Genomic DNA, 25,762 nt, shown 5'->3' with positions numbered 1-25,762 from the left:
ATTTCCGACCTTTGCAGAAACAACAGAACCTGAGTTTTATGCAGAGACCGCTGAAACTAATCATCTTTGCCGGCATAGCGCTGGTGCTTTTCTATTTCATGAAGGATGCGCTCTTCAACGACGATAACTACATTAAGCCGCTGCTGAAGGAGCGGGAGGACAAGGACCTGTCTTTCCGGACACGCGCTAACAGTCCTTTTGACGATGCCGGACGCCGTGCCTTCAAGAACCTGGTGTACTACGAGCCAGACCTGGAGTACAGGGTGCAGGCCAAAGTGGAGGAGCTGCCGCAGCAGGACACCCTGCTCATGCCTCTGACCAACGGGAGCTACGAGCCGTACCTGCGCTACGGGATAGCCGCCTTCGAGCTCAAGGGCGAACCGCTGAAGCTGACGCTGTACAAAAAGCTTAGCGGCGAGAAAGACCAGCTCTTCGTGCCGTTCACCGATAAAACCAACGGCTTCGAGACCTATGGCGGCGGGCGTTTTTTGGATGTGCCGTATGAGGAGGGCGCGAAGACCGTTCGGCTCGATTTTAACCGCGCCTACAGTCCCTTCTGCGCCTATGATCCCGATTACGTGTGCCCGGTGCCGCCCAAAGACAATCGCTTAGCAGTGGCCATTGCGGCAGGAGAGAAGACGTACGAGAAGCCGGAGTAAGGTTGCAAGGGCTAGATTTTAGATGCTAGACTCAGGAGTGGATCGGCAAAGGAGCAGAACCATTCCTAATTCTGAATTCATAATTCCTAATTGAAGGAGACTATGTCTCCTTTTAGATATTATCCTTAATTTTGGAAAAGATTGGTTTTCGGAATGGAAACCAGGAGAACTATCAAACACAATATCATGCTGATTTCATTCGACTGGCTGAAACAACTTATACCTACTGATAAAACTGCTGAAGAAATAGGCGTACTGCTAACCGGTTCCGGCTTAGAGGTGGAGGGCATTCATACCTTCGATCTGGTGCAGGGCGGCCTGGAGGGCATTGTGCTGGGCGAGGTACTGACCTGCGAGCGCCACCCGGACGCCGACCGCCTGAACATCACCACAGTAGATATCGGTGCGGATGAGCCAAGCCAGATCGTGTGTGGTGCGCCAAACGTGGCTGCAGGGCAGCGCGTGGTGGTTGCCACCGTGAACAGCACGCTTTACCCAAGCGAGGGAGAGCCTTTCAAAATAAAGAAGTCGAAAATTCGCGGTGCGGCATCAGAGGGAATGATCTGTGCCGAGGATGAAATCGGAATCGGCGCCTCGCATGCCGGCATTATGGTGCTGGATACGGATCTGCCGAATGGCACGCCTGCCGCAAAGTTCTTTGGTTTAGGCTCTGATAAAGTATTTGAAATTGGTTTGACACCTAACAGAGCCGATGCCGCTTCGCACTTTGGTGTGGCCCGCGACCTGCAGGCCCTGCTCGATGAAAGCGCGCAGCTGCCAAAAGTGGGCGATTTTAAAGTAAACAACACCTCCCGCTCCATTGCGGTGGAAGTACAGAATACGGAAGCCTGCCCGCGCTACGCTGGTGTTACTATCACTGGTTTGAAAGTGGGCCCTTCACCGGAATGGATGCAGAAGCGCCTGCGCGCCATTGGCCTGTCGCCGATCAACAACGTGGTGGACGTGACCAACTACGTGCTGCACGAACTGGGCCAGCCCCTGCACGCCTTTGATGCGGATAAGATTACAGGCAAAAAGATCGTGGTGAAAACGGTGGAGGAAGGTACTACTTTCAAAACACTGGACGGCGTGGAGCGCAAGTTAGGTGCGAATGACCTGATGATCTGCAACGCGGAGGAGCCGATGGCCATTGGGGGCGTGTTCGGTGGTGAGGACTCCGGTGTGACAGAAGAAACCAACAGCATCTTCATCGAAAGTGCTTATTTCTCACCGGATTGGGTGCGCCGCACCGGCATGAATCACGGCCTGAAGACCGATGCCTCATTCCGTTTTGAGCGTGGCACCGACCCGAACATGGTTATACTTGCTCTAAAGCGCGCTGCGCTGCTGGTGCAGGAAGTAGCCGGTGGTGAGGTGAGCTCTGAGATTGTGGATGTATACCCGGAGGCAATCGAAAACCGCGAGATACGCCTTAGCATCGAGCGCACGCACATGCTTATCGGGCAGCACATCGGCACAGAGCGCATCAAAACCATATTGGAGGACCTGGGTATCCAGGTGACGCACGAAACTGAAACGCACCTGACGCTGTCAGTGCCGCCGTTCAAAGTGGATGTGACGCGTGAGGCCGATGTGGTGGAGGAAATCCTGCGCATCTACGGCTTCAACAACATACAGATGGACGAGAACCTGGCCACCACCTACCTGGCCAAGTTTCCGAAGCCGTACGCTGAGAATGTGGTGGAGGCGATCTCGAACTACATCGCCGACAACGGCTTTCATGAGATCATCACCAACTCTATCACCAACTCCAACTATTACGAGCCAGCAGGCGAGGCTGAAATGGCAGGCTTGGTGAAGGTGGTGAACTACAACTCTGAGGACCTGGACGTGCTGCGCAAAAGCATGGTGTTCTCTGGCCTGGAGGTGCTGCGCCGCAACATCAACCGCCGCCAGCGCGAACTGAAGCTGTTTGAGCTGGGCAAAGTATACGAGCAGCGGGAGGGCGACTACAAAGAAAGCCGCAGGCTGTCGCTATACATGGCCGGCAACACAACGGCCGAAAGCTGGAAGCAGCCAAGTATAAAATCTGCCTTCCACGATATGGCGGGCGTGGTGCAGAACGTACTGCGAAAATTAAACGCTGGCGATTTTGAAGTACAGCCGCTGCAGGAGAACAGCTACATGCGCCAGGGCATCGCCTACGTGAAGAACGGAACGGTAGTGGCCGAACTGGGCGTGCTGGATGCCGGCGTTACCCGTTTTATGGAAGTGAAAGAGCAAGTGTGGTACGCCGAACTGAACTGGGATTACCTGCTGAAGAAGTATAAAGACAAATTAGTAGCCGAGGAACTGCCGAAGTTCCCGGAGGTGCGCCGCGACCTGTCGCTGGTGCTGGACCGTAACGTGACTTTTGACCAGCTGAAGCAACTGGCCTTTAAAGTAGAGCGCAAGCTGCTACAAAGTGTGAACGTGTTCGATGTGTACGAAGGCGACAAGATAGAGGCGGGCAAGAAAGCCTACGCCCTGAGCTTTACCCTGCAGGACAAGCAGCAGACGCTAACCGATAAGGTGATCGAGAGCACGATGAACCGCCTGATGCAGCAATTCGAGAAACAATTGGGAGCTTTTATCCGCAAATAGTGTTATGCCCAAAGAAAAGCAATTACAGCAACTCCAGCATATAGAAGATAAGCTGCGAAAATTAATCCAGCGCCACACCGAGGTGCAACAGCGGCTTGCGCGCGCGCAGGAGCAGGTAAAGCTGCTCGAAGAGCAACTGGACGAAAAAGACCAGCAGATAAAAAATTTTCAAAATCAGGAGAATATTGTTAAAATTGTAGAGACGATAGCAGGAAACACTGCAAATTCGACAGAGTTAAAGCTTAAGCTAAACGAATACATTAGGGAAATTGATAAGTGTATCGCTTACCTACAAGACTAAGTATGAGCGCGTAAAGCTGGCCAATAGGGCTGGCGGCAGCACAGAAAGGCAGGTAAGCTTACCCATAAACCACGCAACGGATGAGTGAATTATCGATCAAGATTCGCATTGCGGAACGCGAGTATCCGATGCGGGTGAAGGAAGAGGAAGAAGAAAGAATTAGGGCAGTGGGCAAGGTGCTGAACGAGCGCCTGCGCTTTTTTAAGGATCAGTTTGGGATACAGGAAAAGCAGGATCTGCTGGCTATGGTGGCGTTTGAAACCATGGTGGAGAAGATGAAGCTGGAGGATGAAAAGGCCTCAGACGTGACCAAAGTGGATCAGCACCTGCAGGTTCTGGAAAACCTCTTATCATCAGTGAATAAATAAGAACAGGCGGCCGCCCTGGCCCCGGTTTATACTTCGTTAAGGAAAACAAGCTCACACTTTGTCTCTTGCAGGCACTTGCTATGCGTTTTAAACCATAAACGCGTATTATATGCCAGATATCATTTACATTTTACTAACAGCCCTGGTGGCGCTCGCAGTGGGCGTTTTCATTGGGCGCTCGCTGCTGCAGAAGGTCTACAAGCAGCAGGAGGAAGACGCGCGTCAGCGTGCCAAGAACATCATTCGTGAGGCCGAGATTGAGGCTGAAAGCACCAAGAAAGACCGTATCCTGGAGGCGAAGGAGAAATACCTGAAGCTGAAGTCCGAGTTCGAGGACGATGTGAACAAGAAGAAGAACATCATCATCCAGAACGAAGCCAAGGTAAAGCAGCGCGAGCAGCAGGTGCAGAAGCAGATGGAGCAGGCCAAGCGCCTCGAAGCTGATCTGCAGAAAGAGAAAGACGGCCTGCAGGCGCAGTTCGATAAGGAAAAAGACAACCTGCGTGCACAGCAGGAGCAGCTGAACAAGCGCAAAGAAGAGGTAGAGCAGCAGCACCAGGAGATCGTAGGGCAGCTGGAGAAGATTGCTGGCTTAACGGCCGCCGAAGCGCGTGAGCAGCTGGTGGAGGCCCTGAAAAGCGAAGCACAGTCGCATGCCTCCTCCCATATCAAAGATATTGTGGCCCAGGCCAAGCTTACGGCTACCAAAGAGGCAAAGAAGATCGTTATTGAAACCATACAGCGCACAGCAGCAGAGCATGCTATTGAAAACTGCGTGTCGGTATTCAACATCGAGAGCGACGACATTAAAGGCAAGATCATTGGTCGTGAAGGCCGTAACATCCGCGCCCTTGAAGCCGCTACAGGTGTAGAAATCATTGTGGATGATACCCCGGAGGCGATTATTATCTCTGGCTTCGACCCGGTTCGCCGCGAAATTGCCCGTCTGTCGTTGCACCGCCTGGTGGCCGATGGTCGTATTCACCCGGCCCGCATTGAGGAGGTGGTGACCAAGACCCGCAAAAACATAGAGGAAGAGATTGTAGAGATCGGTGAGCGTACGGCTATTGATCTGGGTATTCACGGTCTGCACCCAGAGCTGATCAAGATGGTGGGCCGCATGCGTTTCCGCTCGTCTTACGGTCAGAACCTGCTGCAGCACTCACGCGAAGTGGCCAACCTTTGCGCCACGATGGCGGCCGAACTTGGCCTGAACGTGAAGCACGCGAAGCGCGCCGGCCTGCTGCACGATATTGGCAAGGTAACGCCAGACGAGCCGGAACTTCCGCACGCGATTATCGGTATGGAACTGGCCAAGAAGTATAAAGAGCATCCGGATGTGTGCAACGCCATCGGCGCTCACCACGATGAAGTAGAAATGACCGCCATGGTTTCCCCGCTGGTGCAGGCCTGCGACGCCATCTCTGGCTCAAGACCAGGTGCCCGCCGCGAGATTATGGAGTCGTACATCAAGCGCCTGAAGGAGTTGGAAGAAACCGCTGTTTCGTTTGAAGGCGTTAACCAGTGCTACGCTATCCAAGCGGGCCGTGAGTTGCGCGTGATGGTGGATGCCGACAATGTAACGGACGAAAAAGCAGCACAGCTTTCCTATGAAATTTCGCAGAAGATCGAGAAGGAAATGCAGTATCCGGGCCAGATCAAGATTACGGTAATCCGGGAGATGCGCGCTGTTAGCTACGCGAAATAAGCTTTTACTTGATATTATATAAGGTTAACCGCCTGCTACGTGAGTGGCAGGCGGTTTTTTTATGTCTGATGCTTCCGCAGCGTTCCAGATAATTAGAATCATCACTGGTAAGTAGGAGGACATAAATAGCTAGATGTATTTTTTATTGTCATCCTGAAAGGATCTTGGTGGCGAACGGCAGAAGCAGGCAATTAGTGCTTCCCGAGCTTGCCCACAAGATCCTTTCAGGATGATAAACTAGTGTAAGATATTTCTGTCTCAATACTTATGTATAAAGTTTTCATCTATCAAAGCAATTAATAGTATACTTTTATAGCTATAGTTTATAAAGTATATTTGAGCAGCATTTAAGTAGATGATACATGACACTTGTTCAATTAGAATATCTGGTGGCGGTAGATACGCACCGCCATTTCGCCACGGCCGCAGAACATTGCCACATCACGCAGCCCACCTTAAGCATGCAGCTCCAGAAGCTGGAAGAGGAGATGGGGGTGCAGCTCTTTGACCGAAGTAGGGTGCCGGTACGGCCCACTGAGATAGGCCACGAGATTATTGCGCAGGCGCGGGTGGTGCTGGCTGAGAGCCGGAAGATACAGGAGATTGTGCAGGACCAGAAGCAGGAGCTAAGCGGTGAGCTGCGCATCGGCGTTATTCCTACGCTGGCCCCTTACCTGATTCCGCTGTTCATTACAGGTTTCCTGGAGAAGAACCCACACGTACGGGTGGTGGTGCAGGAGCTGATGACCAGCCAGATCGTTGAAAAGCTAAACCATGAGCTGCTGGACGTGGGGCTGCTGGTAACGCCGCTTGAAAACAAGACCATCAAGGAGCTGCCGCTGTTTTACGAGGCCTTTGTGGCTTATATCAACTCTAAACACCCGCTTGCACAGCAAAAGGCGATAACGGCCGACCAGCTGGATCTGAATGAGCTGTGGGTGCTGAACGAAGGACATTGCTTCCGAAGCCAGGTGCTCAATATCTGCAACCGCGGCGGGAGCATGGCTAATGGCCAGGGAGGCCACCTCGACTATAAAAGCGGATCGCTGGAAACCCTCAAGCGCATCGTGGAAACGCAGCATGGCCTCACGCTGCTGCCCGAACTCTCAGTACTGGATTTGGCGGAAGATAAGCTAAAGCTGGTGCATGGGTTTCAGGAGCCCCAGCCGCTGCGCGAAGTAAGCATGGTGGTGCACCGCAGCTTCCTGAAGCGCAAGCTCATAGAAGCACTGAAGCAGGAAATTATAAGTTCCATTCCTGAACACATCCGCTCACGCAAAAAAGAGCAGGTGGTGGGCGTAGTATAAAGCAAAGCGAAAAGCTCTGATATCAGGAAGTATAAAAAGAGAAAGGCTGCCTTTGCGGGGCAGCCTTTCTCTTTTTATACTTTATAGCGCATACTTGCAAGTATAAATACCCAAGTACGAGCGCAGAATTATATGTCTACTTATGCGTTGATGCCAGCTTCCTGAAGCGCTTTTACCATCGCGTCGCCAATCTCGGCAGGAGACTCCACCACGTGGATGCCGTTTTCGCGCATGATCTTCATTTTAGCGGCAGCTGTATCATCAGCACCACCCACAATAGCACCAGCGTGGCCCATACGGCGACCGGCAGGAGCAGTTTGGCCAGCGATGAAACCAACCACTGGCTTTTTGTTGCCGGTTTCGCGGATATACTGTGCAGCCATTGCCTCGTAGTTACCGCCAATTTCACCGATCATTACAATCGCATCCGTCTCCGGGTCGTTCATCAGCAATTCAACCGCATTTTTAGTTGGCGTTCCGATGATCGGGTCACCACCGATACCGATGGCAGTGGAAATACCCAAGCCAGCTTTCACGATCTGGTCGGCAGCCTCATACGTCAAGGTACCAGACTTAGACACGATACCGATACGACCTGACTTGAACACGAAACCTGGCATGATACCAACTTTTGCCTCACCCGGAGTGATAACACCTGGGCAGTTAGGACCGATCAGGGTCACTTCCTTGTTCTTCAGGTAGTTTTTAGCCTGCACCATGTCCTTCACAGGGATTCCCTCAGTGATCGCCACGATAACCTTGATGCCAGCGTCAGCGGCTTCCATGATAGCGTCAGCAGCGAAAGCAGGTGGTACGAAAATGATGGACACGTTAGCGCCAGCCTTCTCAACAGCCTCGGCAACAGTGTTGAACACCGGACGGTCGAGGTGAGTAGAACCACCTTTGCCAGGCGTTACGCCACCAACTACGTTCGTGCCGTACTCGATCATCTGCTCTGCATGGAACGATCCCTCAGTGCCGGTAAAGCCCTGTACGATCACTTTTGAATCTTTATTTACTAAAACACTCATGTGTATCTTATTTAGTTGTGTATAGACGGTACTAGTATAAGGTTGTGCAAAAATAGGCTTTTTTGTGGCCTGAACAAAAAATTGTTACGGCTAATATAAGGGCTGCCCCGGAACCCGCATCCCATGCTTCGGGTTATACAGGGCGGCCAGGCAAAGGGAGTGCAGCTGTACTGTAAACCGTTGTGCCTTTCCCGCTGTGCCTGTCTTACTTCCCACTGCCCAAGGCCTAAGAGCCAAGCAATGTTGAACACAACAGGCAAAGTTATTTTCCTTACATTTGCACCAAAATCCAAAATAGAAAACAGATGAAGTATCTGAATCATATTATAGAAGCAGTGGGTAATACGCCACTGGTTAAGCTGAATAACGTAACGGACGGCGTAAAGGCTACAGTGCTGGCCAAAGTCGAGTATTTTAACCCGGGCAACTCTGTAAAGGACCGCATGGCTGTTAAAATGATTGAGGATGCCGAGAAAGCGGGTTTGCTGAAGCCGGGCGGAACCATCATAGAGGGCACATCCGGTAATACGGGCATGGGCCTGGCACTTGCTGCCATTGCCAAAGGGTATAAGTGCATTTTTACCTTGTCTGATAAGCAGAGCAAGGAGAAAATGGACGTGCTGCGTGCCGTGGGTGCTGAGGTGATCGTTTGCCCTACCAACGTGGCGCCTGACCACCCGGATTCCTACTATTCTGTGGCTAAGCGCCTGAACCAGGAAATCCCGAACTCATTCTACCCGAACCAGTACGATAACACCTCCAACGCGGCGGCCCATTACGAGACGACCGGCCCCGAGCTTTGGGATCAGACAGATGGCAAAATCACGCACTTTATCACAGGCGTGGGTACCGGCGGCACGGTTTCCGGCACATCAAAGTACCTGAAAGAGAAAAACCCGGACCTGATCACGGTCGGAATCGATACGTATGGCTCTGTTTTCAAAAAATATAAGGAGACAGGCGAATTTGATGAAAAGGAGATTTACCCGTACGCCACCGAAGGCATTGGCGAAGACATTCTGCCGAAGAACGTTGACTTCGACATGATCGACTCGTTTGTAAAAGTAACTGACAAGGACGGTGCAGTGATGACTAGAAGGCTTGCCAAAGAGGAAGGGCTTTTTGTGGGATGGTCCTGCGGATCAGCGGTCTATGGTGCGCTGGAGTATATCAAGCAGCAGAATCTGACGGAAGACGATGTGGTGGTAGTGCTGTTGCCAGACCACGGTACCCGTTATCTGGCTAAGATCTACAACGATGAGTGGATGCGCCAGCAAGGCTATATAGATTAACATTTCACAAAGTATAAAGAATGCAGAAAACCCAGTCTAAACAGGCTGGGTTTTCTGTTGTTATACCACTAATCTTCTTCATTTGCAAGGTAACATCGTGCCAAAGTAGTAGTATAAGGGTAAGTGGCTTACGCCAATGGCTCCCGATTTTTAGGCCAATGGTAACAACAACCGATTTCGGAGGTTTGAAGTAGGGTCTGTTTCTTGATAAAATCAACACCGGGCACTCACCTGCCGGTGGCGAGAAGAGCATACTGTTTATGTCCTTGGTTAAGATTAGATTGTATACTTTTGTGTGTTGTATCAGCTAATTATTCCCTTTAGGGTTTGATTTTTTGCCGCTGCTGCTGATATTGCATACTACCTCGCTTACTATGCGTGACAATAGCACCATGAGAAAACTTTCTGGCGTTCTGCTTATAGATGACGATGACACCACTAACTTCCTTAACCAGCGGCTGCTGGACAGAATGGAGGTTACGGATAACATCAGGACATTTGTGAACGGCAAACAGGCATTTGACTACCTATACAACGTTAGCAACAACAACTACGAGGAGGAGAGCAGTAATTATTTCCTGCCGGAGCTTATTTTCCTGGACATCAACATGCCGGTGATGGATGGCTTCGAACTGCTGGATCTGTACGAACGGTTGGACGCTAGTTTCAGGGAGCGGATTGTGATGGCGGTACTGACCACCTCCACCCATCCGCAGGACACAGCCAACTCCAAAAAGTATAATGCCGAGTACCTCACCAAACCGCTGACGGCCGAAAAGGTAACGGCACTGCTTAACCAGCACTTTAAAACGCAGGAAGAAAACACGAAGTAACATCCCGAAAATAAAAAGCAGCGAGGCAGCTCCAAAGTAGGGGCTGCCTCGCTGCTTTTAAGCGATACTTATACTTTATACTTACTCTGCCACAGGCACAAATTCAAACACATCCCCGTTAAAAAGTCCTTTGTCGCTTAGCTTGAGCGATGGGATTACGAGCAGCGCCATGAACGAGAGCGTCATGAACGGAGAGGCGAGTGTGCTGCCCATTTCTTTGCTCATCCGGTCGATAGCCGAGTATGCTTCGGCCACTTTGTAGCCATCCTGCGCTGACATAATGCCTGCCACCGGCAGGGGAAGCAACTGCTCTTTCTCGCCGGCCACAGCAGCCACGCCGCCCTTGGCCTCGATGATCAGGTTTACGGCACGCGTTATACTTGCATCATCCACGCCCACGGCCACAATGTTATGGGAGTCGTGGCCTACGGAAGAGGCGATGGCTCCTTCCTTAAGACCTACGTTTTTAATAAAGGCCACGGCTGGGATGCTGTTCTCATAGCGATTCACGACGGCTATTTTCAGCACGTCCTGGGCCACATCAGAGATAATGAAGCCGTTGTCTACTTTTGGCGTTGCCCATACTTCTTTCGTGATCAACTGTCCGTCGTACGCCTCTATCACCCTGATCCTGCTGGCATCGCCCAGGGCCACCTCAAACTGGGCTTCTACTTTTATATCCGTTTCGAAGTTGTTGATCTCCTCGCTTGGCGTGTACGCAATTTTCGACTTGCCCTGCTCGGCCACCAGCGCCCCGTTGATGTAAGTTGCCTGCACGTTAAAGTCTTTCGGATTGTCCACAAGTATAAAGTCAGCCGCCTCACCTTCGCGCAGCAAGCCCACCTCCAGTTTATAGTGCGTTACCGGGTTTACACAAGCCGCCTGCAGCACATGGAACAGGTCGTTGCCTTTGGCCAGCGCGCGCTTCACCAGCAGGTTGATGTGGCCCTCCACCAGGTTGTCGGGGTGCTTGTCGTCGGAGCAGAACATGATGTTTTGATAATGCTCCGGCAACAGTTCAATAAGCGCCTCGAAGTTCTTGGCCGCGCTGCCTTCCCGGATCAGAATTTTCATGCCTGCGTCCAGTTTGTCCAGTGCCTCTTCTGCCGTGAAGCACTCGTGGTCGGTGGTGATGCCGGCGGAGGCGTACAGTTTGGCCTGCTCGCCCATCAGGCCGGGCGCGTGCCCGTCCACGGCTTTGCCACACTTTTTGGCCAGCTCAATTTTCTCCATCACGTCCGGGTCGCGGTTCAGCACGCCGGGCCAGTTCATCATCTCGGCCAGGTACTTTATCTCGTCGCGCTGGAAAAGCGTTTCGATGTCGGCAGCCGTGATCTCGGCACCGGCCGTCTCGAAAGGAGTGGCCGGCACACAGGACGGAGCTCCGAAATAGAACTTGAATGGTACTTTTTTCCCGTTCTCCACCATGTACTCCACACCCTTTACGCCGAGTACGTTCCCGATCTCATGCGGGTCCGAAACAGTGGCTACCGTACCGTGCGGCACCGCCAGCCGGGCGAACTCACTGGGCACCAACATGGAGCTTTCCACGTGCACGTGGGCATCCACAAATCCGGGTAGAATATAATTTGTGCCGCTGTTGGCCTCACGAACTATTTTAGAAATGCGCCCGTTTGAAACATGGACGGTGCCTTGGTAAATTTCACTGTTATGGATGTCAATTATATGTCCGGAGACGGAAAAATCGTTGTGCATAATACAAGGTGTTTGTGCTGATAAATTGCCCGTGTATGGGCTTAAAAAGTTAAATTACTTTATATTTGCGTTAAATTCAGTCGTTTTGAGAAAGATAATTTCATACATTCTATTGGCGGGCTTCCTGGCCACCGGCACCCTGTCGGGCTGTTCAAATAAAACGCCGCAGCAGAAAAAAACGGCTAAGTACATGAAGAAAAGCAGGAGCGGCAACCAGCCCTGCCCCTGCGACTCAAACTAATTTCCCGTGCCTGACCACCCAAAAATGAAGAAAATTGTAATCGCGCTTGATGGGTACTCCTCATGCGGCAAAAGCACCACGGCCAAGCTCGTAGCAGCCGAACTTAACTATGCCTACATTGATACCGGCGCCATGTACCGGGCGGTTACACTCTACTTCCTGCAGAACCACGTTTCCCGCACCAATCCAAAAGAGATTAAAGAGGCGCTAAAAAATATTGAGGTAGAGTTTCACTACAATCCTAAAAAGAAACGTAACGAAGTGTACCTGAATGGCCTGAACGTTGAAGATGAGATACGGAAAATGTACATCTCCAACCAGGTAAGTGAGGTGAGTGTGATAGCAGAGGTGCGGCACGCCATGGTGGCGGAGCAGCAGCGCATGGGCCGCAAGCGCGGTGTGGTGATGGATGGCCGCGACATTGGCACGGCTGTGTTCCCGGATGCGGAGGTGAAGATTTTTATGACCGCCGACGTGGACATGCGCGCCAAGCGCCGGCAGGTGGAGCTGCTGGAGAAAAACCAGTTGGTGAACCTGGACGAGATAAAGGAAAATCTGCAGAAGCGCGACCGGATCGACTCTACCAGGGCCGAAAGCCCGTTGCGGCGGGCCGAAGACGCCGTGTTGCTGGACACCACCCACATGACTATAGACGAGCAGGTGGAGTTTGTGCTGGAGCATGTAACAGCGCATCTCCTGAATAAAGAATGTGCAGAGCAACAGAAATGACGCTAGACAAATGAACGTAACAATAGATAAGAACTCCGGCTATTGCTTCGGCGTTGAGTTTGCCATCCAGATGGCGGAAGACGAAATGGAGCATTGTGAGGAGCTTTACTGCCTCGGCGATATTGTGCACAACGGTATGGAGGTGAAGCGCCTGTACGAGAAGGGCCTTCGCATCATAGACCGGGAGCAACTCAAGGAACTGCGCGACTGCAAAGTGCTGATACGGGCTCATGGCGAGCCGCCTGAAACGTACCAACTGGCCCTCGAAAACAACATCGAGCTGATCGACGCTTCATGCCCGGTGGTGCTGAAACTGCAGAACCGCGTAAAGCACGCGTTTGACGCAGGCAAGCCGGACAATGCCCAGGTGGTGATTTACGGCCAGGTAGGGCATGCCGAGGTGATTGGTTTGGCTGGCCAGACACGCGACGAAGCTATCATCGTAACAACAGAGGAAGACCTGGAGAAGATAGACTTCACCCGACCGGTGACGCTATTCAGCCAGACAACTAAATCCACAAAAGGCTTCTACCACATCAAATCACTTATTGAGGAGCGGCTGCAGCAGGCAAACCAAGACAGTACCGCGGTGCCTAACCTGAACGCCAACGACAGCATTTGCCGGCAGGTATCGAACCGCGAGCCGCAGCTGGCGAAATTCTCTACTGAGCATGATGTGATCGTGTTTGTGAGCGGCCGCAAGAGTTCGAACGGCAAGGCCCTGTACGGCGTTTGCAAGCACCACAACCCCAACAGCTATTTCATCGAAAGCGAGGAGGAATTGCAGGAAGAGTGGTTTGCCGATGCGCAAACCGTGGGTGTGTGCGGCGCCACATCTACGCCCATGTGGTTAATGGAGCAGGTGGCCACCAGTATAAATGCGCTGGAGCCTGAGCAAGTATAAATAGGAGCGTTATACTATAAAAGCTTTTAACTAATTTAGGCCTTGCTTCGGCAAGGCCTATTTTTTTGCACCCAAAAACATGAAGAACCTCTTCCGCTACTTCTTAAACGGACTCCTGATTATTGCACCCATCGCCATTACGGTGTTCATTGTGGTGGGCATTATCGATTGGATGGACAGCCTTTTTGACCTCGGCATACCTGGTCTGGGCATCCTGCTGATGGTGGTGCTGCTAACCATCGTGGGTTTTATCGGGTCCTCGTTCTTTGTAAAGCCTTTCCTGGTGATCATGGAGCGGCTGCTGCACAAGGTGCCGCTCGTGAGCATTATCTACTCCAGCATAAAAGATCTGTTTGATGCCTTTGTGGGCGACAACCAGAAGTTCAACAAGCCGGTGCTGGTGAAAATGACAGAGGACTCGGAAAACTACAAGATGGGCTTCGTGACGCAGGAGGAGCTGCTGCAACTGAACGTGGAGGACAAGGTGGCCGTGTACTTTCCGCACTCCTACAACTTCTCCGGCGAACTGTTCCTGGTGCCCATGCGCAACGTCACCTACCTCGACCTGCCCAGCAGCGAAGTGATGAAGTTCATCGTATCCGGCGGAGTTTCGAAGTTATAATGTTAAAGGGTTAGAAAGTCAAGAATTGGGATATTCTTAAGTATAGCAGCTACTTGCTGATCATCCACACTTTCCCCCATTCCTAATTCGTAATTCATCATTCATAATTAATCGTTTGCCTTCCCTTTTAAAAGATAGATCAAAGCTGCACTACCGCGTTATCGGGCACGGGCCGCGTGTGCTGCTGGCCTTTCATGGGTATGGGCAGAGCAGCGCCTATTACCTGCCCATGGAGCAGGCGCTGGGCGAGGATTACACCATCTACGCCTTCGACCTGTTCTACCACGGGCAAAGCAAGCTGCATAAGTATGATTCGCCGCTGACCAAAGAGTTTCTGGCTGAGTTTGTGGCGCAGTTCCTGGCCGAAAAGCAGGTTGAAACTTTTTCGCTGATGGGCTTCAGCATGGGCGGAAAGTTTGCGCTCACGCTGGTGGAGCACATGCCCGAGCGCGTACGGGAGCTTTTCCTGATTGCGCCGGATGGCATCAAAACCAGTTTCTGGTACAACATTGCCACGTACCCCGGCTGGCTGCAGCAGCTCTTCAAGCGCACGGTGATAAAGCCTGAGTTCTTTTTTGGGCTGCTGCGCGTGCTCGACAAGTATAGCCTGGTGCACAAAAGTATGTTGCGCTTTGCGCACTTCCAGATGGACAGCACTGCTAAGCGCCTGCGCGTGTACCGCAGCTGGATCGGTTTCCGCGACCTGAACTTTGATATCCGCAAGATCGTTTCGCTTCTCAACAAGTATAAAACGCCGGTGGTGATGTTTCTGGGGGAGTATGACGAGATTATTTCCCCGAAGCGCGTGGCCGTGTTTGTAGATGCGCTGGAGGATGGCGAACTGGTAATCCTGAAGACAGGGCATTCTCATCTGCTGCAGGAGGTGGCGGAGATGCTGCACGACAAGCGCAAATCCGGTTAACACTAGTTTTGCTGTGCCTTGGTTGTCAAAGCAAGTATAAATACCGCTGAACGGCTGGCTGCACAGGTTAAGTATTGCTGAAAGCGGCAGGTGCAACCACTTCTGGATTCAGAGGGAGCGAAGGATATACTTGTATTCTTTAGCCTTGAGGTGCAGCCGGCAACGCAACAAACATTGTACTTCCGTATCAGTATACGTACCTTAGTGTGTCGGGCGATGTGGGTCCTGGTGCCTTGCCAGCCATATTAACCCGAACCATACCGCAACCTAAACTAAATCAAACATGAAAAGAACACTGCGCCTGCTGGGTGTGGGCCTTACCCTTTCGGCCATCAGCCTTAGCTGCTCCTCTGACAATGCCTCCAACAACGAAGTTACCAAAACAGGGCCTACCGAAACGGAGCAGGCTACCTCAGAAGATTTTAGCATCGGTCTGCCTTCCGGCCCTATCGCCGAAGACCTGCAGCAAATTAAGTTACCAAAGGGTTTCAGAATAGACTACTATGCCAAAGATGTGGAGAATGCTCGCTCTATGGCCCTAAGTGAATCCGGCATCCTGTTTGTCGGCACGCGCAGCAACGATAAAGTGTTTGCGGTGGTGGACAAAGACAGGGACGGAAACGCCGAGGAAGTAGTGGAGGTGGCCTCGGGCCTGAACTCCCCGAACGGCGTGGCTATTCACAAGGGCGACCTGTACGTGGGGGAGATTAACCGTGTGATCAAGTACCCGAACATTGAGCAGACGTTCCGCGACAAGCCAAAGTTTGAGGTGGTCAACGACAAATTTCCGAGCGATGCGCACCATGGCTGGAAGTACATTGCCTTTGGTCCGGATGATAAGCTGTATGTGCCGGTGGGAGCCCCGTGTAACATCTGTAAGTCAGAGAACCCAATCTACGCCAGCATTACGCGCATGAATGCCGATGGCTCTGATCTGGAAATATATGCCGAGGGCGTGCGCAACACAGTAGGATTTGCCTGGCACCCCGAAACGAAGAACCTATACTTTACCGACAACGGCCGCGACATGCTGGGCGACAACACGCCGGCCGACGAACTAAACCGCGCCACCGAAAAAGGCCAGCACTTTGGCTATCCTTACTGCCACGCAGGCGACGTTGCAGATCCTGAGTTCGGCAAGCAACGCCCGTGCAGCGAATTTGTGCAGCCGGTTCAAAAGCTGAGCCCACACGGCGGTACTCTGGGCATGAAGTTCTACACCGGCAACATGTTCCCGGCCGAGTATAAAAACCACGCTTTTATAGCTGAGCACGGCTCCTGGAACAGAACCGAAAAAATTGGCTACCGCGTAATGCTGGCTAAAATGGATAATAGCGGCAACGTGACCAGCTTTGAGCCTTTTGCCACCGGCTGGCTGCAGGGGCAGGATGATTGGGGACGCCCGGTGGATGTACTGCAAATGAAAGACGGCTCGCTGCTGGTGTCCGACGACAAGAACAACGCGATCTACCGCATCACCCATACTTCACAGAATTAGAAACTAGAAATTATGAATTAGAAATTTTGAACTAGCATGAAGTATAGGTTGATTTAAACCCATTCATAATTCATCATTTCTAATTCATAATTGTTTTGAGCTGCCGATGAAAGAAAAAAAGAGCATCCAACCAAAGCCAGAAAAACTGCTGATAGGGCGGCGCGAACTGGTGTCTTTCCCGGACCTGGACCTGGAGGGAATTGAGGCGAAGGTAGATACGGGTGCCTACACGTCGGCCATTCACTGCTCAGACATACACGAGGAGGTAAGGCCGGACGGTACCAAGGTGATTTGCCTGGATCTGCTGGACCCTTCGCACCCGCAGTACAACCACCGCAAACTGAACTTCAGCGAGTATGAGTTGCGCGAAATTAAAAGCTCTATCGGGGAGAAGCAGGAACGCTACGTTATCCGTACTAAGATAAAACTGTTCGATGAGGTGTTGGAAGAGGAGTTCTCGCTCTCAGACCGCAGCGACATGAAGTACCCCGTATTGCTGGGCCGCAGACTCCTGCAGGGCCGCTTTGTGGTTGATGTATCCAGGAAAAACCTGGCGCACAAGTATAAGATCAAACAGAAACAGAAATAAGAAGCATTTATGAAAATTGCTATACTCTCCCGCAATCCACGCCTATACTCCACCCGTCGCCTGGTGGAAGCGGCAGAACAGCGGGGGCACCAGGCCATTGTGCTCGACCACCTGCGTTGCGACCTGGTGATAGAGCAGGGCGACCCGCACATCCTGTACAAAGGCGAGCGACTGACGGATGTTGATGCCGTTATTCCGCGCATCGGTGCCTCAGTTACCTTTTACGGTACGGCCGTGGTGCGCCAGTTTGAGATGATGAAGGTGAAAAGCGCCGTAGACTCGCAGGCCATCGTACGTTCCCGCGACAAACTGCGCTCGCTCCAGATCCTAAGCCGCGCCGGATTGGGCATGCCGAAAACAGCCTTTACGAACTACTCCAAAGAAACATCAGGCCTGGTGAAAGAGGTAGGCGGAGCGCCGTTGGTGATTAAACTGCTGGAAGGCACACAGGGGCTGGGCGTAGTGCTGGCCGAAACGCGCAAAGCCGCTGAGTCGGTGATTGAGGCGTTCCATAACCTGAAGGCGCGTATTATTGTGCAGGAGTTTATCTCCGAGGCCGGTGGTGCCGATATCCGTGCCTTTATTGTGAATGGCGAGGTAGTGGGCGCTATGAAGCGCCAGGGCAAGGAAGGGGAGTTCCGCTCTAACCTGCACCGCGGGGGCAAAGCCGAACTGATCAAACTCTCGCGCCAGGAGAAGGCCGCCGCCTTGCTGGCCGCCAAATCACTGGGCCTGGGCATTGCCGGCGTAGACATGCTGCAATCGAAGCGTGGCCCGCTGATTCTGGAGGTGAATTCCTCGCCGGGGCTGGAGGGAATCGAGAAAGCCACACAAAAGAACATCGCAGGAAAAATAATTGAGTACGTGGAAGGGCTGGCTGAAAAGCGCCCGAAGTCGCGTGTAAAGGAATAGCATGCCAGAAACGATTGAAATTAACGGGAGGAGCATCGACCGGGGCGAAAAGGTGCTCACCAAGCTAGTTGTCAGCAAGTTGCCCAGCGGCACGGTTATCGAGATCCCCGTTTATGTTTTCAGGTCGGTGCACGATGGGCCGGTGGTGCTGCTGATGGCTGGCATGCACGGCGACGAGGTGAACGGCATTGAGATTGTGCGGCGCATGCTGGCCAAGAAAATGCTGTACCCGCTCAAGGGCACTATCATTGCCGTGCCAGTGCTCAACATCTACGGCTTCCTGAATTTTTCGCGGGAGGTGCCGGATGGCAAGGACGTGAACCGCAGCTTTCCGGGTAACCGCGACGGCTCACTGGCCAGCCGCGTGGCGCACCGCTTTATGAAGGAGGTGATGCCGTACGTGGACTATGGCCTTGACTTCCATACCGGGGGCTCCAGCCGCAGCAATTACCCGCAGATCCGCTGTGTGCTCGACTACAACACCAACCGCGAACTGGCGCAGGCCTTCGCCCCGCCTTTTATCATGAACACACCTTTCCGGCAGGGCTCGCTGCGCAAGGAAGCCTCCAAAATAGGCAAGTCTATACTTGTGTACGAGACCGGGGAGAGTTTGCGGTTTGATGAAAAAGGCATCAGCATAGGTATTGAGGGCACCTGCCGCGTACTGCACCACCTGGGCATGATGGCATCCTGCCCACCTGTTACTGAGCAGCCGGTAGTGTGCATGAGGGACATCTGGCTGCGCGCTAAAAACGCAGGCCTGTGGCGCAGCCAGATTAAGCTGGGCGAATACGTGAAAAAGAACCAGCTCATCGGCAGCATCACCGACCCCTATGGGGAGATGGAAGTACGGCTGAATGCCCCGGCGGCAGGCTACGTGATCGGCCTTAACAACATGCCGGTCGTGAACCAGGGCGACGCGCTGCTGCACATCATTTTCTAAGTATAGCACGGGGGGAGCCGAGGGGTTAACCCCCGTGCTATACTTATCTATACAAATAAAAATATAGTCCTATTTTCTTGCAGCACTAGCCCCGTAAGGAGTATATTGTAGTAGCAAATCATTGTTATTCAATCTATTCCGTTAGATGAACAAAGCCTGTGCTTTCTTTTGTAGTGCCCGGCTGTTGCTGCTGTGCCTGTTGTGGCTGTGCAGTGTAGCTACCTCGGCTGCACAACAGCGCCATACCATCAGCGGGTATGTGCGCGACGCCAGTACCGACGAGAACCTGATAGGGGCGGCGGTGTACGATGTGCGTTCCGGCCTGGGCACCTCTACCAACAACTACGGCTTCTACAGCCTCTCGCTTCCCGCCCAGGACTCCGTTTCCCTGACAGCTTCTTACGTAGGCTACGACCGCAAAACACTGCCCCTGCTGCTCACAAAAGACTTGTCCTATACTTTTGCCTTAACAGAAAGCTCCAGCAGCCTGACAACCGTGGAAGTAGTGGGCTCGCGGCAGGAGGAAATCGAGGAAACCACGCGCATGAGCACGATCTCTGTGCCGATAGAGCAGTTGAAGGCGGTGCCTGCGCTGCTGGGCGAGGTGGACGTGGTGAAAGCACTGCAACTGCTGCCCGGGGTGCAGTCGGGTTCGGAGGGAGCCAGCGGGCTGTACGTGCGCGGCGGCGGCCCCGACCAGAACCTGATTTTGCTGGATGGTGCCCCGGTATACAATGCCACGCATCTTTTCGGTTTTTTCTCTGTGTTCAACGCCGATGCCCTGAACCATGTGGAGCTGGTGAAAGGTGGCTTCCCTGCGCGCTACGGCGGCAGGCTGTCCTCGGTACTCGACATCAGCATGAAAGAGGGCAATATGAACGAATTTCAGGGCGAAGGCTCTATCGGGCTTATTGCCTCCAAGCTAACGCTGGAAGGGCCTATCAAGAAGGATGTGGCTTCGTTTATCGTCTCCGGCCGCCGCACGTATATTGATTTGCTCGCGCGGCCTTTCATGAAGAAGGAGGAGGGTGTTGTCGGCTATTTCTTCCATGATCTCAACGCCAAGCTGAACTACCACGTCACCCCCAACGACCGGCTATACCTGAGCTTTTACACGGGCATGGACAAATTCTACTCGCGCTTTGAGAACGATGAGCCTGAGAACAACTACCACAGCGAAGACAGGGCCGGCCTCGATTGGGGCAACAATACACTTAGCCTGCGCTGGAACCGCATTCTCACCAACCGCCTGTTCCTTAACACCACCGCCACCTACAGCCGCTACCAGTTTGATGTGGGAGTGGAGAGCGAGTCGGAGCGCAACCCGCCGGGCGAGCCTGCCAGCAGCAGCAAGTATGCCCTGCTATACTTGTCCAACATCCGCGACTACAGCATCAAAACTGATTTTGACTATCTGCCCAACCCCAACCACTACGTGCGCTTCGGGGCGCAGGCCATCACGCACCAGTTCCGGCCGGGCGCTTTGCAGATGAAGGACGTGGACGACGGGGAGGTGCGCAATGAGCTGGAGGAGGGCTCCAGCACCGTGGGCAACGAAGCCTCGGTGTACGTGGAGGACGACGTGCGGCTTACCGATAAACTTAAGGTGAATGTGGGCGCGCGCTTTACGGGTTTCTTTGTAGAGGGGGAAGTTTATACTTCGCTGGAGCCACGCGTGTCGGCCCGCTACCTGCTCAGCGACAAACTGGCGTTGAAAGCCTCCTACGCCAGCACAAGCCAGTTCATTCACCTGCTCACCAACTCTGGCATTGGCTTGCCTACCGATTTGTGGGTGCCGGCCACAAAGCAGATAAAGCCGCAGCGGGCAAGTCAGGTAGCCATCGGCGCCGCGCAAACCATTCTGGATGGCAAGTATGAAGTGAGTGTGGAAGGCTATTACAAGACGATGAACGGCATTATCGAGTACAAGGAGGGTTCTGATTTCACCTCTACCGTGAGCAACAACTGGGAAACCAAAGTAACGGCAGGCGAAGGCTGGGCCTACGGGGCGGAGTTCTTCCTGCAGCGGAAAGTGGGCAGAACCAGCGGCTGGATCGGTTATACTTTGGCCTGGTCTAACCGGCAGTTCGCAGAGCTCAACTCCGGCCGGAAATTCCCTTACCGTTACGACCGCCGCCACGACGTCTCGATGGTGATCTTTCACCAACTGCCGCGCAACTGGAACGTGTCGGGCACCTGGGTTTACGGTACGGGCAACTCGGTTACGCTGTCGGAGTCGCGGTACCTGGTGGGGGAGTATGAGGTGGTGGATAATTACGGCGCACGCAACGGCTACCGCATGCGCGCCTACCACCGCCTGGATGTGGCCTTCAGCAAAACGAAGGAAAAAGATTGGGGGCAGGTGGTGAATACCTTTGGCCTGTATAACGCCTACAGCCGCCAAAACCCGTTTTTTATGTACTTTGAAGGAGGCAAGGATGGCGAAAAGGGAGCCTTTAAGCAAGTGGCGCTCTTCCCAATCATCCCTTCTTTCACCAAAAGCTTTAAGTTCTAAGTATGGGAGCGAACAAGTATACAAGCCAAGTAATTTCTTTCCTGCTGTGCCTGTGCCTGCTGGGATGCGAGATGGTGCAGGAGGTGGATATTCCGCCGCATCAGCCCAAACTTACCCTGCGCGCCATCCTGGACAACTCCGGCCAGAGGCCCGCCGGTTTTTACGACGAGGACAAAGTATACATTGGCATGAGCCAGGGCATTCTGGAAAGCGATAACCTGCAGGGCGTGGATAATGCGACTGTGCGGCTTTATAATGCGGCGGGGCAGGTGGTGGAGGAGTATGCGCACAAGGGCGTTATGATAGAAGGCTATCGCAGCCTGTGGGGTGTGTACATGCCGGTAAGCGGTTTCCAGCCCCTTGCTGGCGAGACCTACACCATGCGGGCAGAGGCCCCGGGTTTTGAACCCATTGAGGCCACTACTTCGGTTCCCGCGCTCCCTGTTGTTACAGCGGTAAGCTTTGATGAGCGCGAGGCCGGGGATTTAGGTTACGGTTTGGAGATTGAGGGAACGCTGCGCCTGACGATTCAGGATAAGGCGGACGAGAAAAACTTTTACCGGGTACGGGTGTACGCCCTCGATAGTGCCTACCAAGCCACAGGTTCCACAGCCTACTCCATCGATCCAGACACCGACATTGAGCTGGGAAATACGGAAGAAGTGGAGCTTAACAGCCTTTTCAGCGATGAGTTTTATACATCCGGCATCATCAGCTTTTCAAGCGACATACGCGTCTTCAGCTACGGTTTTGAGAAGGGCACGGGAAAGGAGATTCCGGTGAAGTACCTGGAGGTGCAGGTGACACAGGTGACAAAAGAGGAATACCTTTTCCAGAAAACCCTGCAGGCGCAGAACAACACAGAGGGCAATCCCTTTGCCGAGTACAGCAACGTGTACAGCAACGTGAAGAACGGCTACGGAGTGCTCAGCGGCATGTCCATTACGCGGGTGGTGGTGGAACTGCAAGAATAAAAGTATACTTGTAAAGTATAACAGAAACGAAGGACCATGAAAATGATCATGCAAAACTTTAAAAAAGAGACACTCGGAAAACTCCTGCAGCTTTGGCTGCGAAACCGCTACATGAAGATTCTCCTGCTCTTGGGGGCGGGTTATTTCATATTCCTGTTCGGTAAGGGTGTCGGGGAATTTCTTTTCTATATAACGCGCTGAAAGTAAGGTATTGCGAATGCATACAGTTTGTTACCTTTCATAAAATTTTAAGAACAAAGTATGGAAAAGCCTAAGCACACGCGAGCGTACCGGTACCTGGTGCTGGCTGTTTTCTCCCTCTTCGCGATGAGTTGGCAATGCGGAGAGTATGCTGAGCCGGACTACACGCACATCATCCGCGAAAAAGTAGACCTTTATCCGTACAAAAAAGCCTATGCCGTGGGCGATACCATCTGGATCGACACAAATATAACTGACAGGTTCCTTTACGATGAAAAGATTTCTCAACGCGTTGAGATAGATTCTGTAGCGCTGCCGCTGAAACTAAGCTTCAACAAACTCTATAAAAGGTATCAGGGAGAAACAGGACCGTTCTTTGAGGCCATCTACGCTGACCCTGTTCAGAAGCACCCAGAATATTTGTTTTTCACTTACGCCTGCAACCAGCCGGACTACGACTTCAGGGTAGGGATCGTCCTGCTCAAACCCGGCATTTACTCCCTGGTCCTGCACGACCAGAACTACTTTTCTAACTGCATTACAGAGGGTGCTTACTCAAGAATCTACTACACGTTTAATGTAGCTGACAGTAACAAGGATGTGTTTTTGTCTATTCCTGCCATATCGCGGGGCGGGCTGAACACAGACAGGATGGATTCGAAGGAGGAGTTTATTGTGCAGGTGGTAGAGTAGCCGCTTTACTTTAAGACAGGCGGTGTGCCAACCATGCTTAAAACCAGAAGCGCCTGCTAAAGTATAGCAGGCGCTTCTGGTTTTAAGTATAATGCTAGTTCGGGTGATTTCCTAGAATACGTACCGCACGTGTAGGGCCGAATCCCAGTAGCCGCCGCCGCGTGGAATGTTAAAGTATGGCTTCACATCGGCACCAATGGTAAAGGGTATGTCGCGGATGTAGTATTCCAGGCCAAGTATACCGTCTACCCCCAGGGCTACCACATCATCGCCGTAATGCTTGTGGTGGCGATCGTAATAGTCGTGGCCGTTCCAGAAGCCTACGTGGCCACCTATACCGTAGTACCACTGCAGTCCGCTAACACTAAATGCCTGGGCGTGCTTCTCGTACAGCACGGTAAGCACCGTACCCCTATACTTAAAGCCTGTGCTCAGGATGCCTTCGATGGCTGCATCGCTCTTAATAAAGTGTTTCACGGTAAGGCCGGAGGCAATGCCGCCGCGAAGGCCGATGCCGGTTGTGTAACCGCTTTGGGCCTGTGCACCTATGGCCGATAATAGGATAATTGCAAGCGCAATAGTAAGTTTTGTAAAGGTTTTCATCGTAGCTAATTGAATTTATGATAGTGCGGCAACGGTTGCTGCTGCAGCCGCGAAATTACAAGTTATAACGATGTATGCTACTAAAATTTTATATGCGCCCTTACTTTTTACGCTTTTGTTTGTAGTCCTGCAGGTAGGCCGATTTCTTGGTGCGCCGACCTATCAGTTTAAAGAATGAGATAAAACCCTGGTGGTCGTGCTGCAGCGCTTTGGCAAAGGGGTCAGGCTTGCCTTTCTCCTCAAAATCCTCAATATAGTGCTTGCGCACCAGGTCGGCCTCGGCCAGCTCCTCGGCAGCGGTTATGTGCACCAGTCCTGTTTTCTCCCAAAGCTTGCGCCACCAGGCAATAGTATGTATAAAGTACCAGTAACGCTGGTAATCGTTGCGCAGGAAATCAGGCACCTCCTCCAGCGATTCCACCTCCCGGGTAAAGCACACATCCACAATGGCAATGCACCCATCAGGCTTAAGGAAGCGGGCAATGTAGGGCAGGTACTTTTCGTCGGTCCCAAAGTAAGTATAGGAATCCACCACAATCACCACATCAAAAAACTCCTCCGCAAAGGGCAGGGCACGGGCGTCAGCCTCCAGCGGGATCACCTTATCGGCGCAGCCTTCGCTGCAGATGCGCTGGTAATTTTCGCTGGCCGAAACGGCCTCATCCACGGCATACACCGTAACGCCAAATTCTTTGGCCAGAAAGATAGAGCTGATAGCCTTGCCGCAGCCCAAATCCAGCACGCGCATGCCTGGTTTCAGGTCAAGTGATTTGGTGAGGCTTTCCAGGTTAAAGAGCACGTTCTCGCCCATCGAATGCTTGCGCACCCACTCTGGGTCGTAGTGCAGGGCCTTCGGGAAAACGTGCTGGAGTGCTTTTGCTGCCATAAGTATAAACAGAATGAGCGGCTTGTATGGTAACAGCGGCTAGTGCGCCTTGCCTAAGTCCGCTATTTTATCGGATGGGTAAATGTTAACGCCGGGCTTCTCCAGCGTGGCGGCAGCGAGCATGGCGTTGGCCACCGTCTCGGCCTCGATAGGCTTATACTTCTCCAGCGGCCCGATCATCAGCTTGCTCAGCGGCGTCATTACCTTGGAGGCAAATTCCTCGCCGGTGCGTTGCTCCTCGCGCTCACCGAGCAGCAGCGAAGGCCTGAATATGTGCACTGCATTGAACGGCTGCTGCTGCACGTCGCGCTCCATTTCGCCCTTCACCTTGTTGTAGAAAACAAGCGAACCGCTGTCTGCGCCCATCGCAGAAACCACCAAAAACTGGGCGGCACCTTTTTTGGCTGTGCTTTGGGCCAACTGCACTACATAGTTGTGGTCTACTTTATAGAATATCTCTTTGGAGCCTGCTTTCTTAATGGTAGTGCCGAGGCAGCAGAAAACATCGTCTACGGCCAGGGTGGCAGCGTAGCTCTTGATGTTCTCGAAATCGACTACCTGCTGTTCCAGCTTTGGGTGTATCAGGGGCAGGTCGTGGCGCCCGATGGAAATAACCTGGCTATAGCGTTCGCTGGTGAGAAGCAGGCGTAGCAGGTGCCCGCCCACCAGGCCACTGGCTCCGGCTATGAGTGCAGTTCGTACTTTTTGCAT

24 protein-coding genes and 1 pseudogene are annotated in these 25,762 nt (G+C 52.6%); 20 read left to right on the top strand and 5 right to left on the bottom strand.

The genetic code is table 11. The features are described 5' to 3' along the window. The first annotated feature begins 38 nt into the window (after window positions 1–38). The 6 genes from A0W33_RS04815 to A0W33_RS04790 all read left to right on the top strand — a co-directional run bounded on the left by A0W33_RS04815 (window position 39) and on the right by A0W33_RS04790 (window position 6,947). The gene (locus A0W33_RS04815; protein WP_068839937.1) at window positions 39–659 is read left to right on the top strand and encodes a DUF1684 domain-containing protein; all 621 of its coding nucleotides are present in this window, start codon (window positions 39–41) and stop codon (window positions 657–659) included. Window positions 660–845: 186 nt separating this feature from the next. Then, window positions 846–3,263: a phenylalanine--tRNA ligase subunit beta gene (gene pheT / locus A0W33_RS04810; protein WP_068839936.1), complete on the top strand. Its 2,418-nt coding sequence runs from the start codon at window positions 846–848 to the stop codon at window positions 3,261–3,263. 4 nt (window positions 3,264–3,267) lie between these two features. Beyond that, window positions 3,268–3,564 carry a hypothetical protein gene (locus A0W33_RS04805; RefSeq protein WP_068837111.1) on the top strand — a complete coding sequence of 99 codons (297 nt, stop codon included), beginning with the start codon at window positions 3,268–3,270 and terminating at the stop codon, window positions 3,562–3,564. Between the two features lie 80 nt (window positions 3,565–3,644). Next, window positions 3,645–3,932, top strand: coding sequence for a cell division protein ZapA (locus tag A0W33_RS04800; RefSeq protein ID WP_068837110.1), 288 nt, complete (start codon window positions 3,645–3,647; stop codon window positions 3,930–3,932). Window positions 3,933–4,041: 109 nt separating this feature from the next. Beyond that, window positions 4,042–5,640: a ribonuclease Y gene (gene rny / locus A0W33_RS04795; RefSeq protein ID WP_068837109.1), complete on the top strand. Its 1,599-nt coding sequence runs from the start codon at window positions 4,042–4,044 to the stop codon at window positions 5,638–5,640. Window positions 5,641–6,002: 362 nt separating this feature from the next. Beyond that, window positions 6,003–6,947 carry a hydrogen peroxide-inducible genes activator gene (locus tag A0W33_RS04790; RefSeq protein ID WP_068837108.1) on the top strand — a complete coding sequence of 315 codons (945 nt, stop codon included), beginning with the start codon at window positions 6,003–6,005 and terminating at the stop codon, window positions 6,945–6,947. 140 nt (window positions 6,948–7,087) lie between these two features. On the opposite strand, the gene sucD is transcribed toward A0W33_RS04790, so the two are convergent. Then, a complete protein-coding gene (gene sucD / locus A0W33_RS04785; RefSeq protein WP_068837107.1) occupies window positions 7,088–7,978 on the bottom strand; it encodes a succinate--CoA ligase subunit alpha in 891 nt (296 codons plus the stop codon). A gap of 305 nt (window positions 7,979–8,283) precedes the next feature. On the opposite strand from sucD, the pseudogene A0W33_RS04780 reads away from it, so the two are divergent. Together A0W33_RS04780 and A0W33_RS04775 are read left to right on the top strand one after the other, a co-directional pair. Beyond that, a pseudogene (locus A0W33_RS04780) lies at window positions 8,284–9,267 on the top strand (PLP-dependent cysteine synthase family protein); the annotation flags it as partial. Between the two features lie 395 nt (window positions 9,268–9,662). Next, entirely contained in the window at window positions 9,663–10,103 is a 441-nt protein-coding gene (locus A0W33_RS04775) for a response regulator (protein WP_068839935.1), read from the top strand. Between the two features lie 81 nt (window positions 10,104–10,184). Here A0W33_RS04775 and ade read toward each other — a convergent pair whose 3' ends face one another. Further along, complete coding sequence (ade, locus tag A0W33_RS04770; protein WP_068837105.1) at window positions 10,185–11,819, bottom strand: adenine deaminase; 1,635 nt, start codon at window positions 11,817–11,819, stop codon at window positions 10,185–10,187. 85 nt (window positions 11,820–11,904) lie between these two features. On the opposite strand from ade, the gene A0W33_RS20830 reads away from it, so the two are divergent. The 12 genes from A0W33_RS20830 (at window position 11,905) to A0W33_RS04715 (ending at window position 23,562) form a co-directional block, all read left to right on the top strand. Next, the gene (locus A0W33_RS20830; protein WP_157577991.1) at window positions 11,905–12,060 is read left to right on the top strand and encodes a hypothetical protein; all 156 of its coding nucleotides are present in this window, start codon (window positions 11,905–11,907) and stop codon (window positions 12,058–12,060) included. A 24-nt stretch (window positions 12,061–12,084) separates the two neighbouring features. Then, the gene (cmk, locus tag A0W33_RS04765; RefSeq protein WP_068837104.1) at window positions 12,085–12,789 is read left to right on the top strand and encodes a (d)CMP kinase; all 705 of its coding nucleotides are present in this window, start codon (window positions 12,085–12,087) and stop codon (window positions 12,787–12,789) included. A 10-nt stretch (window positions 12,790–12,799) separates the two neighbouring features. After that, window positions 12,800–13,693 carry a 4-hydroxy-3-methylbut-2-enyl diphosphate reductase gene (locus A0W33_RS04760; protein WP_068837103.1) on the top strand — a complete coding sequence of 298 codons (894 nt, stop codon included), beginning with the start codon at window positions 12,800–12,802 and terminating at the stop codon, window positions 13,691–13,693. Window positions 13,694–13,772: 79 nt separating this feature from the next. Further along, the gene (locus A0W33_RS04755; protein WP_068837102.1) at window positions 13,773–14,315 is read left to right on the top strand and encodes a DUF502 domain-containing protein; all 543 of its coding nucleotides are present in this window, start codon (window positions 13,773–13,775) and stop codon (window positions 14,313–14,315) included. Window positions 14,316–14,430: 115 nt separating this feature from the next. Then, window positions 14,431–15,237, top strand: coding sequence for an alpha/beta fold hydrolase (locus A0W33_RS04750; protein ID WP_068837101.1), 807 nt, complete (start codon window positions 14,431–14,433; stop codon window positions 15,235–15,237). Between the two features lie 283 nt (window positions 15,238–15,520). Further along, window positions 15,521–16,735: a PQQ-dependent sugar dehydrogenase gene (locus A0W33_RS04745; RefSeq protein WP_068837100.1), complete on the top strand. Its 1,215-nt coding sequence runs from the start codon at window positions 15,521–15,523 to the stop codon at window positions 16,733–16,735. Window positions 16,736–16,841: 106 nt separating this feature from the next. Next, window positions 16,842–17,324, top strand: coding sequence for an ATP-dependent zinc protease family protein (locus tag A0W33_RS04740; protein WP_068837099.1), 483 nt, complete (start codon window positions 16,842–16,844; stop codon window positions 17,322–17,324). A gap of 9 nt (window positions 17,325–17,333) precedes the next feature. After that, window positions 17,334–18,236, top strand: a complete 903-nt coding sequence (rimK, locus tag A0W33_RS04735; protein ID WP_068837098.1) for a 30S ribosomal protein S6--L-glutamate ligase — start codon at window positions 17,334–17,336, stop codon at window positions 18,234–18,236. A 1-nt stretch (window position 18,237) separates the two neighbouring features. After that, window positions 18,238–19,179 (top strand): succinylglutamate desuccinylase/aspartoacylase family protein, encoded by a 942-nt coding sequence (locus A0W33_RS04730; RefSeq protein WP_068837097.1) that lies wholly within the window; start codon window positions 18,238–18,240, stop codon window positions 19,177–19,179. 145 nt (window positions 19,180–19,324) lie between these two features. Next, window positions 19,325–21,694, top strand: coding sequence for a TonB-dependent receptor (locus tag A0W33_RS04725; protein ID WP_068837096.1), 2,370 nt, complete (start codon window positions 19,325–19,327; stop codon window positions 21,692–21,694). Between the two features lie 2 nt (window positions 21,695–21,696). Continuing rightward, complete coding sequence (locus A0W33_RS04720) at window positions 21,697–22,668, top strand: DUF4249 domain-containing protein (RefSeq protein ID WP_068837095.1); 972 nt, start codon at window positions 21,697–21,699, stop codon at window positions 22,666–22,668. 261 nt (window positions 22,669–22,929) lie between these two features. Beyond that, window positions 22,930–23,562, top strand: coding sequence for a hypothetical protein (locus tag A0W33_RS04715; RefSeq protein WP_068837094.1), 633 nt, complete (start codon window positions 22,930–22,932; stop codon window positions 23,560–23,562). A 111-nt stretch (window positions 23,563–23,673) separates the two neighbouring features. Here A0W33_RS04715 and A0W33_RS04710 read toward each other — a convergent pair whose 3' ends face one another. The 3 genes from A0W33_RS04710 to A0W33_RS04700 form a co-directional block, all read right to left on the bottom strand. Beyond that, complete coding sequence (locus A0W33_RS04710) at window positions 23,674–24,165, bottom strand: hypothetical protein (protein ID WP_068837093.1); 492 nt, start codon at window positions 24,163–24,165, stop codon at window positions 23,674–23,676. Between the two features lie 100 nt (window positions 24,166–24,265). After that, complete coding sequence (locus A0W33_RS04705; protein WP_068837092.1) at window positions 24,266–25,051, bottom strand: SAM-dependent methyltransferase; 786 nt, start codon at window positions 25,049–25,051, stop codon at window positions 24,266–24,268. Between the two features lie 39 nt (window positions 25,052–25,090). Continuing rightward, a complete protein-coding gene (locus tag A0W33_RS04700; RefSeq protein WP_068837091.1) occupies window positions 25,091–25,762 on the bottom strand; it encodes an oxidoreductase in 672 nt (223 codons plus the stop codon).

Origin of the sequence: Pontibacter akesuensis (assembly GCF_001611675.1) — a bacterium.
GTDB lineage: Bacteria > Bacteroidota > Bacteroidia > Cytophagales > Hymenobacteraceae > Pontibacter > Pontibacter akesuensis.
The sequence above is the reverse complement of the archived record's forward strand: the minus strand, read 5'-3'. Positions and strand labels throughout refer to the sequence as shown.

What these genes read in the sequence shown, in the direction of transcription:
- A0W33_RS04720 (WP_068837095.1), top strand. Translation starts at nt 21,697, where the DNA reads ATGGGAGCGAACAAGTATACAAGCCAAGTAATTTCTTTCCTGCTGTGC.
- rimK (WP_068837098.1), top strand. Translation starts at nt 17,334, where the DNA reads ATGAAAATTGCTATACTCTCCCGCAATCCACGCCTATACTCCACCCGT.
- A0W33_RS04730 (WP_068837097.1), top strand. Translation starts at nt 18,238, where the DNA reads ATGCCAGAAACGATTGAAATTAACGGGAGGAGCATCGACCGGGGCGAA.
- A0W33_RS04715 (WP_068837094.1), top strand. Translation starts at nt 22,930, where the DNA reads ATGGAAAAGCCTAAGCACACGCGAGCGTACCGGTACCTGGTGCTGGCT.
- A0W33_RS04790 (WP_068837108.1), top strand. Translation starts at nt 6,003, where the DNA reads ATGACACTTGTTCAATTAGAATATCTGGTGGCGGTAGATACGCACCGC.
- A0W33_RS04700 (WP_068837091.1), bottom strand. Translation starts at nt 25,762, where the DNA reads ATGCAAAAAGTACGAACTGCACTCATAGCCGGAGCCAGTGGCCTGGTG.
- A0W33_RS04800 (WP_068837110.1), top strand. Translation starts at nt 3,645, where the DNA reads ATGAGTGAATTATCGATCAAGATTCGCATTGCGGAACGCGAGTATCCG.
- A0W33_RS04705 (WP_068837092.1), bottom strand. Translation starts at nt 25,051, where the DNA reads ATGGCAGCAAAAGCACTCCAGCACGTTTTCCCGAAGGCCCTGCACTAC.
- A0W33_RS04710 (WP_068837093.1), bottom strand. Translation starts at nt 24,165, where the DNA reads ATGAAAACCTTTACAAAACTTACTATTGCGCTTGCAATTATCCTATTA.
- A0W33_RS04805 (WP_068837111.1), top strand. Translation starts at nt 3,268, where the DNA reads ATGCCCAAAGAAAAGCAATTACAGCAACTCCAGCATATAGAAGATAAG.
- A0W33_RS04745 (WP_068837100.1), top strand. Translation starts at nt 15,521, where the DNA reads ATGAAAAGAACACTGCGCCTGCTGGGTGTGGGCCTTACCCTTTCGGCC.
- pheT (WP_068839936.1), top strand. Translation starts at nt 846, where the DNA reads ATGCTGATTTCATTCGACTGGCTGAAACAACTTATACCTACTGATAAA.
- A0W33_RS04755 (WP_068837102.1), top strand. Translation starts at nt 13,773, where the DNA reads ATGAAGAACCTCTTCCGCTACTTCTTAAACGGACTCCTGATTATTGCA.
- cmk (WP_068837104.1), top strand. Translation starts at nt 12,085, where the DNA reads ATGAAGAAAATTGTAATCGCGCTTGATGGGTACTCCTCATGCGGCAAA.
- A0W33_RS04775 (WP_068839935.1), top strand. Translation starts at nt 9,663, where the DNA reads ATGAGAAAACTTTCTGGCGTTCTGCTTATAGATGACGATGACACCACT.
- A0W33_RS04815 (WP_068839937.1), top strand. Translation starts at nt 39, where the DNA reads ATGCAGAGACCGCTGAAACTAATCATCTTTGCCGGCATAGCGCTGGTG.
- ade (WP_068837105.1), bottom strand. Translation starts at nt 11,819, where the DNA reads ATGCACAACGATTTTTCCGTCTCCGGACATATAATTGACATCCATAAC.
- sucD (WP_068837107.1), bottom strand. Translation starts at nt 7,978, where the DNA reads ATGAGTGTTTTAGTAAATAAAGATTCAAAAGTGATCGTACAGGGCTTT.
- rny (WP_068837109.1), top strand. Translation starts at nt 4,042, where the DNA reads ATGCCAGATATCATTTACATTTTACTAACAGCCCTGGTGGCGCTCGCA.
- A0W33_RS04740 (WP_068837099.1), top strand. Translation starts at nt 16,842, where the DNA reads ATGAAAGAAAAAAAGAGCATCCAACCAAAGCCAGAAAAACTGCTGATA.
- A0W33_RS04760 (WP_068837103.1), top strand. Translation starts at nt 12,800, where the DNA reads ATGAACGTAACAATAGATAAGAACTCCGGCTATTGCTTCGGCGTTGAG.
- A0W33_RS04725 (WP_068837096.1), top strand. Translation starts at nt 19,325, where the DNA reads ATGAACAAAGCCTGTGCTTTCTTTTGTAGTGCCCGGCTGTTGCTGCTG.